Source organism: Saccharothrix sp. NBAS 001 (assembly GCF_056640475.1).
On record NZ_CM153251.1, the window covers coordinates 83,892 to 97,850 of the forward strand.

The following is a 13,959-nucleotide window of genomic DNA, read 5'->3' on the forward strand; positions in this document are numbered from 1 at the left end:
CAAGTCTCTCCGCGCAGCCCGCGGGAGTCAATTTTGCGATTCCGTAAATTAATCTCAGGCGCACAGGTCGAGCGGGCTGCCGTAAATCGCGTCGAGGACCACGGAACCCGCCGCGACACTGAGCACGTCCCGCCCGAAACTGGTCGGCACGACCGCCTCCGCGCGGTCGCCGACCTGCTCGCGCACCTCGTCCAGGCAGCCCGGCAGGTGCACCACACCGGCCTCGGTGAGCACCAGGACCTCGGGGTTGATCACGTCCAGCAGCAGCCGGACCGCCCGGCCGACGTGCCGCGCGCGTTCCCGGAACAGCTCGTTGGCCCGCGCGTCGCCCGCCCGCGCCCGGTCCACCAGCAGCAGCAGCGTCGGCTCCGGGATGAGTCCCTCGCGGACCGCGCGCTCGGCCACCGCGCGGTCGGACACCGTGGCCTGGAAGCAGCCCCGGCGTCCGCACGGGCAGTGCGCCGCGCTGCCCTCCACCCGCAGGTGCGCGACCTCGCCGGCCGCCGAGCGCGGCCCGTGGTGCACGGTGCCGGCGGTGGCGATCGCGGCGTCGACCACGTTGCCCACGAACAGGTGCACCAGGCTGGTGCGGCTGCGCTGGTCGCCGAACAGCTGCTCGGCGCGGGCCAGCGCGCGGCTGTGGCTCTCCACGTGCACCGGCAGGCCGAGCGGTTCCAGCTCGGCGCGGGCCGGGACGTCGCGCCAGTCCAGCTGGCTGTGCCGCACGACCGTGCCGCGCTCCGGGTCCACCCAGCCGCCGGTGGCCAGCCCGATGCCCAGCGGCGAGCGCCCGGCGAGGTGGCGGCGCAGGAACTCCGGGATGCGCTGCCGGATCCGCCGGAACACCGCGTCCGGCGTGCGCGCCGGGTGGTTCTCGCGGTCCTGGGACAGCACCCGCCCGCGCAGGTCGACCAGGGACAGGGTGGTGTGCGCCCACGCGATGTGCACACCGCACACCACGTGCCGGTCCACGTCGATGTCCACCGGCACGTGCGGCCGGCCGACCGTCACCCGGGGCACCCGGGCCTCTTCGACCTCGCGCAGCAGGCCGAGGTCGGCGAGTTCGGCGTACTGCTTGGTCACGGCCGCCGCGGACAGCCCGGTCAGCCGCGCGATCGTGCTGCGCGCCACCGGGCCGTTGTCCAGCACCGAGCGCAGGACGGTCGCGGCGGTCGTCGTTCTCCGGCGGGTCTGCATACCTGTCCCTCCCCGGTCGGGGTTTCCGTGTCCACAGTGGACTGGTCAGGCGGGCGCGGCACACATCGCGCTCGCCTGCCGACGGAAGTCGACGTGGCGGCGCGTGCACAGCACGCGGGCCTGGGACATGACCCGATGCTGGCACCCGCCCCGAACTCCGGCCAAGGGGGGCTCAGGATGTGGGAAGGTCATGACGTGCGTTGCGCGATCGCGCTGCCGCGTGGCCGGCGGTTCCCGACGGGCGAACGCGGCCAGGCCGACGCCGTGCCGGTGTGGATGGTCGGCGAGGGCTCGCTGCCGCTGTGGTCGGCCGCGCGGTGGGCCGGGCTGCTGTGCGGCGCGCGGGCCGGACGACTTCGCGGCGGTGCGGGCGCTGTGGGACGCCGAGGGCGTGGGCGACTTCGACGCGTGGGCGCGGGCCGGTGCTACCTGGCGGGTCGAGCCCGACCGGGTGGCGACGCCGGACGCGGCCCGGGCCCGGGTCGCGGCAGGTCCGCCGCGCTGACCTGGTCGGCCGGCCGGGTCCCGGTGAGCGCCCGGTAGTCGCGGTTGAGGTGCGACTGGTCGGCGTAACCGCACGCGGCGGCCACGGCGGCGGGCGGGGCGTCGCGGAGCAGGGTGACCGCCCGGTGCAGGCGCAGGACGCGGGCCGCCGTCTTCGGGCCGAGGCCCAGTTGCGCGCGGAACCTCGCGTTGAGGTGCTGCCTGGTCCAGCCGAGTTCGTCGGCGAGTTCGGCGATCCGCAGCGCGCCGCCGGCCTGGGCGAGCCGCCGCCACGCGTGCCGCACGCCCGGGTCGGCCCGGTGGCCCTCGACGATGCGGGGCCCCAGGTGGCGGTCGAGCAGGGCGAAGCGGGACTGCGGGGTCGGGGCCTCGGCGAGCTGTTCGGCGAGCAGGTGGGCGTCCGGCGTGAGGTCGGCCAGGCCGACCGACGTGTTCGTCAGCTCGCGGAGCGGGCCGAACAGGGCGTGCGCGGCGAGCGGCGACAGGCCGACCGTGATGCCGACCGCGCGGCCCTCCTGGGTCGCCACCAGGGGGCGGTCGCGCAGGCCGTTGACCGGCGACCACGGCAGGCCCGGGCGGTGCGGCGCGACCAGGTCGAGCATGACGGTCACGGCGGCCAGCGGCGTGGCCGTCCAGTGCTGGGGCTCGCCGGCGTTGTCGTGCGCGCTGTAGCTGAGCACCCCCGGCGCGGCGGACGCCCCGAACACCAGCGGTTCGACGCGCGCGACCTGGTCGTGGGGCACGACGATCGACCAGCCGACCATGTCCGCCAGTTTACTTTCGTCCAATACGCGACGTCCGCCGTTTCCTACCGTTGCGGGCATGGATACAGGGGGATTCACGGATGCGCGGGCCGAGGAGAGGTACCGCGCGGTCTACGCGGAGGTGTGGGCGACGTGTCCGGAACCGGGCGAAGTGCTGGACGTGCCGACGTCGTTCGGCCCGACAAGGGTCTACCGGTTCGGGGCGGCCGGGGAACCGGTGGTCCTGCTGCCGGGCATGGCGGCCACGGCCGCCGGGTGGGGTGCGGACCTCGCGCGGTACGCCGCCGACCACGTCGTCTACGCCGTCGACACGCTCGGCGAGCCGGGGTTGAGCGTGCAGACCGCGCCGATCCGGACGGCGGTCGACCGCGGGCGGTGGGTGGCCGAGGTGGTCGGCGGGCTGGGACTGGCGCGGGCGCACCTGGTGGGTGCGTCGACCGGCGGGTGGCACGCCACCGCGGCGGCCGTGCACGCGCCGGAGCGGATCGCGTCGGTGAGCCTGCTCGACCCGATGGCGGTGGCGATCGGGTTCGGGTTCGGCGTCGTCTGGCGGGCACCGCTGACGCGCGTGCTCGGGTGGGAGTGGTTCCTGCGGTGGGCCGCGCCGGGGGAGGACTTCCGGTTGGTGCTCGCCGGGATCGCCGAGTACCGGGCGCGGCCCGCGCCGCAGGTGCCGTACGGGGACGCGCTCCGTGCGGTGCGGGTGCCGGTGTTGGCGGTGTTCGGCCGGCACAGCACCGTGCACGACGGCCGACGCGCGGCGCGGCGGATGCGTGACCTCGTGCCGCACGCGGAGGTCGAGGTGTGGGATTGCGGACACCGGATCGACGCCGCCGAGCGGGTGCGGGAATTCGTGCGACGATACGGAGCGTGATCGAACTTCCGGGTCCGGTGGGGTTCGTGCTGGGTGGCGGGGGCAGCCTGGGCGCGGGCCAGGTCGGGATGCTGCGGGCGTTGGCGGAGCACGACGTCGCGCCGGACCTCGTCGTGGGCACGTCCGTGGGTTCGGTGAACGGCGCGCTGCTCGCGCTCGACCCGGCGCACGCGTTCACCAGGCTCGGCCGGATCTGGGAGCACATGACCCGGCCCAGGGTGTTCCCGGGCGGGCTGTGGGCGCAGGCCAGGACGTTGCGGCAGCACCGCACGCACCTGTTCCCGAACACCGGGCTGGCCGAGGTGCTCGCGTTCGGGCTGGACGGCGTGACCGACTTCGCGGACCTCGCGCTGCCGTTCGGCGCGGTCGCGGTCGACTCCGTCGCGGGCACGGCGGTGACGCTCGGTTCCGGCGACCTGGTCTCGGCGGTGCTGGCCAGCGCCGCGATCCCGGGCATCTACCCGCCGGTGCACCGCGAGGGGCGGGTGCTCTACGACGGCGGCGTGCTGGCGAACGTGCCGATCCGGCAGGCGCTGGCGATGGGCGCGAAGTCGTTGGTGGTGCTGGATTGCGCGTTCCCCGGGCACCTGCCGTCGGTGCCGGAGAACATCGCCGAGACGCTGCTGTTCTGGGCCACGCTGGGGATGCGCAACCAGGCCGTGCTGGAGGTCGAGCTGGCGTCGACGTCCGTGCCGGTGCTGTACCTGCCGGGGCCGCCCGTGCAACCGGTGACACCGTTGGACTTCGGGCACACCGCCGAGTTGATCGCGTCGTCGTACGAGGCGTCCACGCGGTTCTTGGACGACGTCGTGGTGGCCGGCCCCGGTCTCTACGGCCATCCGTCCGGGTTGAGGTAGCCCGGCCGGGCTCGCGTCACCTGGTGAGGAACTTGGTCCAGGTGGTGTGGGGGAAGGAGAGGCGTGGTCCGGTGGGGTGCTTGGAGTCGCGCACGGCGACCGCGTCGGGAGTGAACCGCACTTCGACGCACGCGGGGTTGTTGGCGCTGTGGCTCGACTTGAACCACTCGGATTGCCTCACTCGAACTCCTTTGCGACCTGGTCGACAGCGAAGCCGCGTTGGGGTCTGGACCGGGCCTGCGTCACCTGGTGAGGAACTTGGCCCAAGTGGTGTGGGGGAAGGAGAGACGTGGTCCGGTCGGGTGCTTGGAGTCGCGTACGGCGACTGCGTCGGGAGTGAACCGCACCTCGACGCACTGGGCGTTGTCGGCGCTGTGGCTCGACTTGAACCAGCCGGACTGCGTCACTCGAACTCCTCTCTGATCTGCCCGATCAGCGCGAGCGACGCCGATCGGTCCAGCGCAACGCCCATCGCCTGTTCCTGGGCCAGATTGTACTCGCGGATCCGCATCGGGTGTTCGATCAGGTCGGTGGTCGAAATGGTTTCCTGCCAGACCAGTTCAGGCAGGCGGACCCCGGCGAAATCCATGATGTAGAAGCCCGAACCGCCCAGTGCGTTGAAGCAATCGGCGGTGAACGGGATGACCAGCAACTCGATGGTGTCAGGGCGCTCCTCGGCCATGGTCGTGAGGTGCCGGAGCTGCTCGACCATCACCGCTCGGCCGCCGACGTGTTGGCGCAGCGCGCCCTCGGAGATGAGGCAGATGAGCTTGAGCGGGTTGTCGTCGGTGAGGCGGCGCTGTCGCCTCATCCGGACCTCGACCCGGCGGTTCGCCTCCGCGAGGCGGACGTTGGGCGCGCCGCCCCTCATGACCGCCATCGCGTAGGACTCGATCTGGAGCAGGCCGGGGATGAGCCCGGTGCTGTACGTGCGGACCGTCTCGGCACCGTGTTCGAAGCCGAAGAACCGCAGCATCTCGGCGTTGTACATCGCCGAGTAGGGAGCCCACCAGCCCGGTTCCTTGGCCGCTCGGCGGAGTTCGTGCAACTCGGTCGTTTCGGCGGTGGTGAAGTCGAGGACCTTCGCGAGTTCGGTGAGCTTGGCGTCGTTGATCTTGAGCTTTCCCATCTCCACGCCGGAGATGTACGACTGCGTGTTGCTCACCGCCCGTCCGGCGGCTGCGGCGGTGAGTCCCGCCGACTCGCGGCGTTCGCGCAGACGGAGGCCCAGTTCCAGGGCGGCGATGGTCGGCGACGGCGAAGCCACGGTGCGGCCTTTCACTCGATGGTGGGATACGACTTGCTTGTATTAGTGCCCACTCAGCATCGTAGCGGCGAATCATTGATCTCCGTGGGAGGCAAGCCGTGAGCATGGCGCGAGTTCACCTGTGGGCCGAGGTGCCCGACGACGTCCGGATCAACTTCGAGATCGAGCCCGGTGGCGGGGGTGTGCTGTTCAAGATCGGCAAGGACGTCGAACTCACCGCCACCCGGCAGGGCATGGCGGTCATCGCGCGGCACGCCGCCGAGGCCGTCGCGCTCGCCGAGGAGATCCACACCGAGATGCGGGTGCGGAAGGGGCGGCCGGTCGAGGGCTAGCCGGACGTGGCGGCGGTGAGTTCGTCGAAGCCCGCGCGGATGCCGTCGGCCAGGACTTGGACGTCGGGGACGCCGTCGAAGTCCGCGTTCACGCCGAACGTGATCCGGTCCAGGTACGAGAAGATCCCGATGCTGATCCGGATGGTGCTCGCGATCGGCACGTACGGGTAGATCTCGGCCAGTTCGCGGCCCAGCAGGTACAGCGGGACGCGCGGGCCGGGGACGTTCGTCGTCACGGTCTGCAAGAGCTGCTGCGGGAAGCGCATCGCGGTCCGCGAGCCCAGCGCGAGCAGGGTCGGGGCGGCGAAGTTGCCCAGGCTGGTCAGGGCGTCCGCGCCGGCCGCCTGCCGGCTGCCCTTCAGATCGTCCATCTGGGCCCGCAGGTCCGCCAGGCGTCGGAGCGGGTCCGGCTCGGCCACCGGGAGGTTGACCAGGACCGCGCCGACCCGGTTGGTCAGCCGGCCCTTCTCGGCCCGCGAGCGCACCGACACCGGCACCATCGTGCGGACCACCCGGCCCGCCACGAGTTCGTCGCGCTCGCCGAGCAGGTCGCGGAAACCCCTGGTCACGGCCGCCAGGATGACGTCGTTGACGGTCCCGCCGGTGACCTTGCGGATCTCCTTGACCTCCGGCAGGCCCGCCTTCGCCCACAGCCACCGGCGGTGCGGGCCGATGCGGCCGTTCAACGACTTCGGGGTGCCGGCGGCGAGCCTGCGGGCGGTGTCCGGGAGGCTGCCCAGCACCGCCCGCCCGACGTCGGCGATCTCCGAACCGCTGCGCAGCCGCCGCGCCAGGGCCGGGAACGCCGCCAGGTGCTTGACCGGCGTGAGCACCGCGTCCCGCACACCGTCGACCACCAGGTCCAGGGACGACGGGCTCGGCCTCGGGGTCCACGTGGCGGGTGCGGGCAGGTCCGCGTCGGCCCGCCAGTCCAGCAGCACCTGCATCAGGTCGCTGCCCGCGACGCCGTCGACCATGCAGTGGTGCACCTTGGAGATGATCGCCCAGCGGCCGTTCTCCAGGCCCTCGACCAGCCACACCTCCCACAGCGGCTTGGCGAGGTCGAGGCGTTGGGCGAACAGCCGGCCGGCCAGGTTGCGCAGCTGGTCGTCGGCACCCGGCGACGGGACGGCGGTGTGCCGGACGTGGTAGAGGATCTGGAAGTGCTCGTCGTCCACCCACACCGGGCGGGCCAGGTGCAGCGGCAGGGACTTCACGCGTTGCCGGTAGCGGGGGACGGTGCCGAGTTTCGCCGCGAACAGGCGCACGACGTCCCCGTACGAGGGGACGGGGCCCTCGAACACCAGGACCGAGCCGACGTGCATCGGGACGTTGTCGTCCTCGATGAAGAAGAATCCGGCGTCCATCGCGCTCATGCGGTCCATGCGGCGACGGTAGGTCCGCGTCTCCGGGGCGTCGAGACGTATCTGGGACTGGTGCATTTCCTTCCCGGGAAACATCATGGTTACCAGGGGCGCTCGACGACGAGCCGGGGGAGGGACCATGTCGGCACTACCGGACATCCCGCCAGTGGAGCTTGAGCCCGACCGCGCGGAGCTGCGCCTCGCCGGTGGCGAGGCCCCCGGACTGCTCTGGTACCTGACCGAGCCGACCCGCGCGGTGGTCGACATCGGGCAGTTCGCGGCGACCCGGTCGCTGCTGCGCGCGGCACCCAGCGGCGACGGGCACACCGTGCTGGTCCTGCCCGGTCTCGGCGCCGGTGACGGGTCGACCGGGATGCTGCGGAAGTTCCTGGCCGGCCTGGGCTACGACGTGCACGGGTGGGGGCTGGGGCGCAACATCGGGCCGTCGGTCGAGGTCGTGAGCGGGATGCGGGCGCTGCTGCGGGAGCTGGCCGCCGAGCGGCCGGTCAGCCTGGTCGGCTGGAGCCTGGGCGGCATCTTCGCCCGCGAACTGGCCCGCGAGCACCCCGACCTGGTCCGCCAGGTCGTCACGCTGGGCAGCCCGTACGCGATGACCGACCTGCGGCAGACCCGGGTCAACCCGGTCTACCGGCTGCTGTCCCGGTTCTACGTGGCGGGCGCGGACATGCCGCCGCCCGAGCACACCCGCCCGCCGATCCCGGTGCCGGCGACCTCGGTGTACTCGAAGTCCGACGGCATCGTGGCGTGGCAGACGTGCGTCTCGGAGCCGGGGCCGGGCCGGGAGAACGTGGCCGTCGCGTCCAGCCACCTCGGGTACGGCTACAACTCGACGGTCTGGTGGGTCATCGCCGACCGCCTCGCGCAGGTCGAGGGCGAGTGGACGCCGTTCGCGCCGCCGCCGGGCATGGCGCGGATGTTCCCGGCGGGCTGACCGCCGGCGCGGAGTCCCGAAGTCACTCGCAGTACTCATCCGGTACACACCTTGTGTTCGCCGTGCCGTCACCCCAGGGTTTCGCGTGGCCCGTTGGCTCAGCCCGCGGGCCACACCCCTGACGGAAGGTGGAGCACGATGCTGTCTCCGGCACGACTCTCCCCGGCGCGATCTCCCCGGGCACGGCCGAACCCGGTGCGGAAGGTGGCCGCGACGCTGTTCGCGGCCGTCGCGCTCTCGGTCCTCGCCACCGCGCCGGCGTCGGCGGCGACCGACTCCGAGCTGGCGCTGCACTGGGCGCCGATCCACTACCAGGACACCGACTCCTCCGACTACGACGCCGACTACCTGTCCACTGTGGACTTCGACGGCGACTGGAACGCGCAGAACAACTGGGAGAGCCAGGACGACGTGCTGTCCCGGCTGACCGGCGCGGCCTACTACTCGGTGGTGGAGACCTCCACCCACTGGTTCATCGTCTACAGCTTCTACCACCCGCGCGACTGGGAGGACTTCCCCGACCCGTTCGGCCAGTTCACGCACGAGAACGACATGGAGGGCCTGCTGGCGACGGTCCGCAAGGACGGCAGCGCGTTCGGCAAGCTCGAAGCGGTGGTCACCGTGGCGCACAGCGACTTCTACTCCTACGTTCCGGTCGGCAGCACGTTCACCGGCGGCCGGGAGAACGTCGACGGCACGCTGCTGGTCCAGGACCAGCGGCCCACGACGAGGCAGGAGGCCAAGGGGCACGGGCTGTACGCGTGGAACGGCGCGGAGTTCCCGGGCGGTGACGGCGTGGTCTACGTGCCGAGCACGACCGGCGAGGTGCCGTCGGGCGGCAACGACCGCTCGGTGGCCTACCGGCTGGTCGACACGTTCGCGCCGGGTGGGTTGTGGGCGCACCGCTCGGACTCGACGACGTTCGCGAGTTGGGGCACCTTCCGGGGTGACAACGGGAAGAAGAACGCCGCGAACGTCAAGTTTGGGACAACTGTGTATAGAGATGCGGAACATTTCCGCTGGTCAGGACAGTTCCTAGCGCAACGTCGCACCTCTCGCGCAGGTGAGCAGGTCGCCGAGAGCGGTGACCGGAGTCACAATTCGGCCTCGGCGATGCCCGCCGCGCCCTGCTGAACGCTGAAGAGACCCGCTACTGGCAATCCACAATCTCGGCGAGTTGCGGTTGCCGTTCGGCGGGCCGCTGCAACGACCACACCGTGATCTCGCGTCGTCGCGGGTGCGGGATCGCGCGGGCTACCCGCCAGCCCTGTAGTTGGTAGTACCGCACCAGGCCGCGGTTGTCCTTGCCGATGGTCAGGACACCCCGCCTAACCCAGTCATGGCTTTCCCTGGCCGCATGGTCGAGTGCCCAGAAGGCGATCACAACGCCCAGGCCGTGTCCGGCGAAGCGCGGGTCTGTGACCGTAGATTGAAGGAACGTGGCGCTCTGCGCCTGCTCTTCGAGGCTCCACCCCAGGGCCGGAGTAACCGGGGATGCGGAGGTCACGCCCACGATGTCCCCCTGCGACGTGCACAGCACCCAGGTTGGCCAAGCACTGTCTCCCACCTGTCCGGCCAGCTCGTCAGCGTTTCGGTCCCAACTTGTCCACCTGCCGTGGCCGGCTCCGCGCATCCAGGCCGCCCGAGCACGGATCATGTCTGCGACCTGTTGCCGATCGGATGCCACTCCCGGACGCATCACGTAAGCGGTCGCTACCGTCGTCACGACAGCAATCCTCGCAGACCCAGTTCGAGTCGAAGGTATCCGAACAGCCGCGTGTCGACCTTGCCGGCCAGAGCCGCATCTCGAACAACGCGAAGGCGATTGGGGTCCACGAACCCAAGATCCACCAGCGGTGATTCCCTCAGGTACCTGTCCACGAGGGGCAGGCCGTACTGGACAAGTCCGTGTTCCATGACGTGAACGAAGTTCTCGCGATGGTGCGGGTGCACCACATCTTCGGAGAAGCCGAGCCGCCGGAGGCGTTCACGGGCGATGTACTTGCCCTCGCGGAATCTGAGTGGCAACTGCTCGCCGAACCGGATCAAACGGCCGGAGGCTAGTGGCGACAGCGGCCACAGCCCGGCCGCCATGAACTGTGGCGTCCGGCAGGCGAATCCGAGATGGGTTGCCTCATTCAGAACTGAGACTGGCGCAAGGTCGTTGTCGATCTCGTGAAGCGGTTTGAGGGCTCGGTAGCCAAGCCAGTTGGGTGGGTTCCGGTGGGGGTTGTGTCGCCCTTGAACCCGGCCCGTCTGGTTCCACTCCTCGCCTCGAAGGGAGAGAAGTTCGTCGCCGCCGTCGCCCGTGAAAACGGTGGTGATCCCGTGATCACGTGCCCGTTTCAGCATCACCTCTACTGCTTCGTAGTAGGGCTCATCCATTGGGTTCAGCGGATCACCTTGCGCCCTGGCTCCTTGCGGATGCAGCGGCGGCCATTCGAGCGCGGGAACGTGAAAGTCACGAAACCTCGCGAATTCGATCATGGAGTTACGTCGGCGGACCTGTTGTTCACCGATCTCGCCCGCGAGGATCAGGGCGTAAGACTGGACTTTTCCGGGGTGCAGTGCAGCGAGTGTCATGCCGACATTCGCGGAGTCCATCCCGCCGGATAGTTCGACGGCAGTTCGTTCCGGGTCGATCGACCACAGTTGGGCCGCTTTTGCCAACTCGGCTTCGTAGACGGCCACGATGTCCACGTGTTCGCGGATCTCCCGAGGCAGGGCGCGCAGAGCAGGCTCCGGGTACTGGAGCGTCAGACCCGCGACCGGGTCATATGTCACGCTCATGCGCTCGGTGACCTGCTTCACCGGGGCGAACAGCGTGTGCATCGAGTACCGGGGTTGACCGGCCAAGATCCCCGCGATGGTCGGAGGGTGTAGTTGTTCGAAGCGCATGTGTGACCGAAGGTCGCCGTAGTACCACGAGCCGTGCAGCCGTCCTCGCCCTTCAACGACGTAGATGGGCGCGTTCCCCCACTGGCCCGCACGGAGATGGAAAGCGCCGCCGGAATCGCGTTCGACCAACAGAAAGTCCGTGGCAGAGCTGATCAGTTGGTCCTTCAGCTTGCCGTAGGCGTGCGGTGTGAGAGCCATCGGCTTAGGTGCGCCGATCCTGGGGGTTTCGGAGCCCCGCTCCCTGACGGCAACGAAACTCGATTCGCCGTCTGTCGCAGCGAAGTCTTCAAGACCTGAGTGCCTAAAGGGTTCGATCCAACTCGACCCTGACACCCATCGGCCGCCGTGAAGATGCCACGGCGTACTGACCCCCTCGTGCGCCAACGCCATTTTCAGCACAGGTGTCTCCTAATGGGGAAGGCGCGGGGGTGGGCGCGTGCGCGTGCGCCCACCCCCGCCCCGGATCAGATTTCGTCGTACTGGTTCTTGGTGTCGCTGCTGCCCGCGATCTTCGTGTACTCGCTGGGGACCACCGCCAGCGTCTCGTCACCGACGAAGACGTCCGCGAAAGCGTCGTGGTTGTCCATCTGTTGCCCTCCTCTCTTGTCTGGTCACCTGCTCGCTTCACTGAGTGGGTGCCGATTGCGTTCGCGCTAGTTCTTCAATCACTTCGGCGAAGGCACCCACGGACTGATACAAGAGCGACGGACCCGCGAAAGGGGCCGTCTTGTCCGGTGTATCGCTCATTTTGGCGTACACCGCCCAACGGTCATCCCATGCCTGGACAACCTCGATCACTCCCGGTCGCGCGAAGCGGTGGAAGTAGAGGCCACTCGGGTGACCGTTGGAGGCAAGCAGGGGCAGCATCCGGAAGTGGGCTTCAGTCCGCAGCCGGACGCTTAGCGCCCAGGCTCCGCCAGCGCCGAAGGCGCTCATGTCGCCCCACCCGCATGCTGCGAGGGCCAGGCGTTGCCACGTCGGGGGTGATGGCACCGCCTGGCCCTACGAACCCGCCGGTCCGACTTGCCGTCTAGACGAGCGGGCGAACTGGAGCCCGATCCGAGGCAAAGGTGGGTCGCCGTTGGCACCCACGCCCTATGCGTGAGGGACGAAGCCGGTCCCAACGTATCCACCCCAACCTCCTTGTCACGGGCCGATGTTCCGCGCTGCCGACCTCCTCAGCGTTGCTTGCAACTTGCAGTTCTCGCAAGTCCCAGAAGTGCAAATTGCTAGTTGTTCACTCGGATGGGCCAGCGGCGTGCGGAGTGCCGCACCCTTAGGGTCTTGGCGACGGCTTGCCGAGAGAGGACCGGTACGTGACTACGGACAGCATCCCGCCCGCAGTGCGCAAGAAGCTGGCGGCCGAACTCAAGTCGTTGCGTGGCAAGCAGCGACAGGAGGACATCGTCAACGCGCTGCTCGCTTTGCCGAACAGCGCCAACTGGTCCGTGTCGAAGCTCAGCCGGATTGAGAACGCTCTGGCACGGGTCCAGCCCGACGAGGTGGAAGACCTGTGCACGGTCTACCAGTGCGAACCGGCTGACACTCAGAGGCTCAAGGAGTGGGCGAAGGCTGCCCGCTCAAAGGGGAGGTGGCAGCAGAAGGCACGTCACGTTCCCGAGAACATGATCGGTTTGGTGGAGTACGAGACGGCCGCAGTCGTCCAGCGCATCTGTGACCCCCTGCTCGTGCCCGCACTGTGCCAGACACCCGAGTACGCCGCAGCGATCATCGCTGGCGTAGAGCGGGGCATTGACCCCGCCGAACTGGAGCTTCGCGTTGAAGCGCGCCTCGCGCGGCAGGCTGTGCTGACTCGTGATGATCCGCAAGAGGTGCACGTGGTGCTGGACGAGCGGGTGATCCGCGGTGAGATCGGCTCGCGAGACGTCCGCATCGGCCAGTTGCGTCATCTCGTGGCGATGGCGTCGAGGCCGAACGTCACCCTTCAAGTGGTCCCGGCCGGGGTTGGCGCCCACCCTGGGATCGTCGGCTGGTTCACGTTGCTGGAGTTTCCCGACGACACGCCGGACATCGTCTACACGGACGGCCCAGGAGGGTCGATTTATCTGGAGGACGCCGAGGACGTGAGGCACTGTACGCTTGTGTTTGGGCAGCTCACAGCGACTGCCTTGTCTGCCCAGGAGTCGGTCATGCTGCTAGAGGCCATGATCGAACGACTCTCTCAGGAGTCGCAGTGATCAAGTACGCGGAGGGACGAAGCGTGAACGCCACCGACTTCACGGCAGCCGAGTGGCGCAAGAGCGTGCGCAGCGGCAGCAACGCCGGTGGCGGCGCACAGTGTGTCGAAGTCGCACTGCGGCGAACCGTCGCAGGGGTGCGGGACTCGAAGAACCCACACGCGCCGTTGGTCTTCAGCGTGACGGCGTTCGAGAACTTCCTACGTTCTGCGAAACTTCATTCTTGAGGTCACCGAGCACGAATCGGGGGCCTGCTTCGGCCCCCGATTCGCTATCCGCTTCAGCGGCCGTCCAGCCGATGCGGTTCGCTTCGACCGGGTTAACCACTTACCTGGGTGATGTGCGGCAGGTCGGAGATCACTAGCGCGCGCGTTGCAGCGGCATCTCGCCCGACGGACCCAGGTGGCTGCGGTGCATGGCGCTCATCCAGCGCAGGTAGTGCGCGGCCTGCTCCCCAGGCGGGCACGGCGGACTGTAGTGGTGGTGCCATAGGCCGACGCAGATGGGGCAACTGGCGCGTTCCCGCTGGTGGGCAACCTCGTTGATCATGTCGCCGATGCCCTGGCGGAGGACGAGTCCGTCCGCCAGGTGGAGCGACTGCCTGCCGTCCAGGTTGGTCGCCAGCTCGAAGGGGCTGGGCAGCCCAGACCTGACGATGACCAACGGGATGACCGGTCTGTCCTCTGTTTCCACGATTGCCCCTCTGCACCCGTTGCCCGCGCCATGAACGTGGGGTGCGTGCGTGCCGCCGG

General features: G+C 69.4%; 18 protein-coding genes. 7 read left to right on the forward strand and 11 right to left on the reverse strand.

Annotation, left to right across the window (positions count from 1 at the left end; all coding sequences use genetic code 11):
• Window positions 1–54 precede the first annotated feature (54 nt).
• Both AC0HI0_RS00330 and AC0HI0_RS00335 read right to left on the reverse strand, forming a co-directional pair.
• A complete protein-coding gene (locus AC0HI0_RS00330; RefSeq protein ID WP_480930184.1) occupies window positions 55–1,197 on the reverse strand; it encodes an ROK family protein in 1,143 nt (380 codons plus the stop codon).
• Window positions 1,198–1,622: 425 nt separating this feature from the next.
• Entirely contained in the window at window positions 1,623–2,465 is an 843-nt protein-coding gene (locus AC0HI0_RS00335) for a helix-turn-helix domain-containing protein (protein WP_480930185.1), read from the reverse strand.
• A 58-nt stretch (window positions 2,466–2,523) separates the two neighbouring features.
• Here AC0HI0_RS00335 and AC0HI0_RS00340 point away from each other — a divergent pair, with 58 nt between their 5' ends.
• A complete protein-coding gene (locus AC0HI0_RS00340; protein ID WP_480930186.1) occupies window positions 2,524–3,339 on the forward strand; it encodes an alpha/beta fold hydrolase in 816 nt (271 codons plus the stop codon).
• Entirely contained in the window at window positions 3,336–4,196 is an 861-nt protein-coding gene (locus AC0HI0_RS00345; protein ID WP_480930187.1) for a patatin-like phospholipase family protein, read from the forward strand. Before AC0HI0_RS00340 ends, AC0HI0_RS00345 begins: the two co-directional genes overlap by 4 nt.
• Before the next feature lie 16 nt (window positions 4,197–4,212).
• Here AC0HI0_RS00345 and AC0HI0_RS00350 read toward each other — a convergent pair whose 3' ends face one another.
• The 3 genes from AC0HI0_RS00350 to AC0HI0_RS00360 all read right to left on the reverse strand — a co-directional run bounded on the left by AC0HI0_RS00350 (window position 4,213) and on the right by AC0HI0_RS00360 (window position 5,463).
• Window positions 4,213–4,377 carry a DUF397 domain-containing protein gene (locus AC0HI0_RS00350; protein ID WP_480930188.1) on the reverse strand — a complete coding sequence of 55 codons (165 nt, stop codon included), beginning with the start codon at window positions 4,375–4,377 and terminating at the stop codon, window positions 4,213–4,215.
• A 61-nt stretch (window positions 4,378–4,438) separates the two neighbouring features.
• Complete coding sequence (locus AC0HI0_RS00355; protein WP_480930189.1) at window positions 4,439–4,603, reverse strand: DUF397 domain-containing protein; 165 nt, start codon at window positions 4,601–4,603, stop codon at window positions 4,439–4,441.
• Window positions 4,600–5,463: a helix-turn-helix domain-containing protein gene (locus AC0HI0_RS00360; protein ID WP_480930190.1), complete on the reverse strand. Its 864-nt coding sequence runs from the start codon at window positions 5,461–5,463 to the stop codon at window positions 4,600–4,602. The genes AC0HI0_RS00355 and AC0HI0_RS00360 overlap by 4 nt, the downstream gene beginning before the upstream one ends.
• Before the next feature lie 104 nt (window positions 5,464–5,567).
• Here AC0HI0_RS00360 and AC0HI0_RS00365 point away from each other — a divergent pair, with 104 nt between their 5' ends.
• Complete coding sequence (locus AC0HI0_RS00365) at window positions 5,568–5,795, forward strand: hypothetical protein (RefSeq protein WP_480930191.1); 228 nt, start codon at window positions 5,568–5,570, stop codon at window positions 5,793–5,795.
• Here the strand turns inward: AC0HI0_RS00365 and AC0HI0_RS00370 are convergent.
• Window positions 5,792–7,180, reverse strand: a complete 1,389-nt coding sequence (locus tag AC0HI0_RS00370) for a WS/DGAT/MGAT family O-acyltransferase (RefSeq protein WP_480930192.1) — start codon at window positions 7,178–7,180, stop codon at window positions 5,792–5,794. The two genes, AC0HI0_RS00365 and AC0HI0_RS00370, sit on opposite strands and share 4 nt — an antisense overlap.
• Window positions 7,181–7,298: 118 nt before the next feature.
• Between AC0HI0_RS00370 and AC0HI0_RS00375 the strand changes: the two genes are divergently transcribed.
• Window positions 7,299–8,111, forward strand: coding sequence for an esterase/lipase family protein (locus AC0HI0_RS00375; protein ID WP_480930193.1), 813 nt, complete (start codon window positions 7,299–7,301; stop codon window positions 8,109–8,111).
• A 204-nt stretch (window positions 8,112–8,315) separates the two neighbouring features.
• A complete protein-coding gene (locus AC0HI0_RS00380; RefSeq protein ID WP_480930194.1) occupies window positions 8,316–9,245 on the forward strand; it encodes a hypothetical protein in 930 nt (309 codons plus the stop codon).
• Between the two features lie 16 nt (window positions 9,246–9,261).
• Here AC0HI0_RS00380 and AC0HI0_RS00385 read toward each other — a convergent pair whose 3' ends face one another.
• The 4 genes from AC0HI0_RS00385 to AC0HI0_RS00400 form a co-directional block, all read right to left on the reverse strand.
• Window positions 9,262–9,837 carry a GNAT family N-acetyltransferase gene (locus tag AC0HI0_RS00385; RefSeq protein ID WP_480930195.1) on the reverse strand — a complete coding sequence of 192 codons (576 nt, stop codon included), beginning with the start codon at window positions 9,835–9,837 and terminating at the stop codon, window positions 9,262–9,264.
• Complete coding sequence (locus AC0HI0_RS00390) at window positions 9,834–11,399, reverse strand: asparagine synthase-related protein (protein WP_480934556.1); 1,566 nt, start codon at window positions 11,397–11,399, stop codon at window positions 9,834–9,836. Before AC0HI0_RS00390 ends, AC0HI0_RS00385 begins: the two co-directional genes overlap by 4 nt.
• 74 nt (window positions 11,400–11,473) lie before the next feature.
• Complete coding sequence (locus tag AC0HI0_RS00395; RefSeq protein WP_480930196.1) at window positions 11,474–11,596, reverse strand: hypothetical protein; 123 nt, start codon at window positions 11,594–11,596, stop codon at window positions 11,474–11,476.
• A 37-nt stretch (window positions 11,597–11,633) separates the two neighbouring features.
• A complete protein-coding gene (locus tag AC0HI0_RS00400) occupies window positions 11,634–11,945 on the reverse strand; it encodes a hypothetical protein (protein ID WP_480930197.1) in 312 nt (103 codons plus the stop codon).
• A gap of 380 nt (window positions 11,946–12,325) precedes the next feature.
• On the opposite strand from AC0HI0_RS00400, the gene AC0HI0_RS00405 reads away from it, so the two are divergent.
• On the forward strand, window positions 12,326–13,207 hold the full coding sequence (locus AC0HI0_RS00405; protein WP_480930198.1) for a helix-turn-helix domain-containing protein: 882 nt from the start codon (window positions 12,326–12,328) through the stop codon (window positions 13,205–13,207).
• Window positions 13,204–13,434 carry a DUF397 domain-containing protein gene (locus AC0HI0_RS00410; RefSeq protein ID WP_480930199.1) on the forward strand — a complete coding sequence of 77 codons (231 nt, stop codon included), beginning with the start codon at window positions 13,204–13,206 and terminating at the stop codon, window positions 13,432–13,434. The genes AC0HI0_RS00405 and AC0HI0_RS00410 overlap by 4 nt, the downstream gene beginning before the upstream one ends.
• A 133-nt stretch (window positions 13,435–13,567) precedes the next feature.
• On the opposite strand, the gene AC0HI0_RS00415 is transcribed toward AC0HI0_RS00410, so the two are convergent.
• The gene (locus tag AC0HI0_RS00415; protein WP_480930200.1) at window positions 13,568–13,900 is read right to left on the reverse strand and encodes a hypothetical protein; all 333 of its coding nucleotides are present in this window, start codon (window positions 13,898–13,900) and stop codon (window positions 13,568–13,570) included.
• Window positions 13,901–13,959: the final 59 nt, after the last annotated feature.

Bases quoted from the DNA above. Each gene is read 5' to 3' on its own strand.
- AC0HI0_RS00365 (WP_480930191.1), top strand. From the start codon at position 5,568: ATGGCGCGAGTTCACCTGTGGGCCGAGGTGCCCGACGACGTCCGGATC.
- AC0HI0_RS00340 (WP_480930186.1), top strand. From the start codon at position 2,524: ATGGATACAGGGGGATTCACGGATGCGCGGGCCGAGGAGAGGTACCGC.
- AC0HI0_RS00370 (WP_480930192.1), bottom strand. From the start codon at position 7,180: ATGGACCGCATGAGCGCGATGGACGCCGGATTCTTCTTCATCGAGGAC.
- AC0HI0_RS00390 (WP_480934556.1), bottom strand. From the start codon at position 11,399: ATGGCGTTGGCGCACGAGGGGGTCAGTACGCCGTGGCATCTTCACGGC.
- AC0HI0_RS00395 (WP_480930196.1), bottom strand. From the start codon at position 11,596: ATGGACAACCACGACGCTTTCGCGGACGTCTTCGTCGGTGACGAGACG.
- AC0HI0_RS00330 (WP_480930184.1), bottom strand. From the start codon at position 1,197: ATGCAGACCCGCCGGAGAACGACGACCGCCGCGACCGTCCTGCGCTCG.
- AC0HI0_RS00375 (WP_480930193.1), top strand. From the start codon at position 7,299: ATGTCGGCACTACCGGACATCCCGCCAGTGGAGCTTGAGCCCGACCGC.
- AC0HI0_RS00335 (WP_480930185.1), bottom strand. From the start codon at position 2,465: ATGGTCGGCTGGTCGATCGTCGTGCCCCACGACCAGGTCGCGCGCGTC.
- AC0HI0_RS00400 (WP_480930197.1), bottom strand. From the start codon at position 11,945: ATGAGCGCCTTCGGCGCTGGCGGAGCCTGGGCGCTAAGCGTCCGGCTG.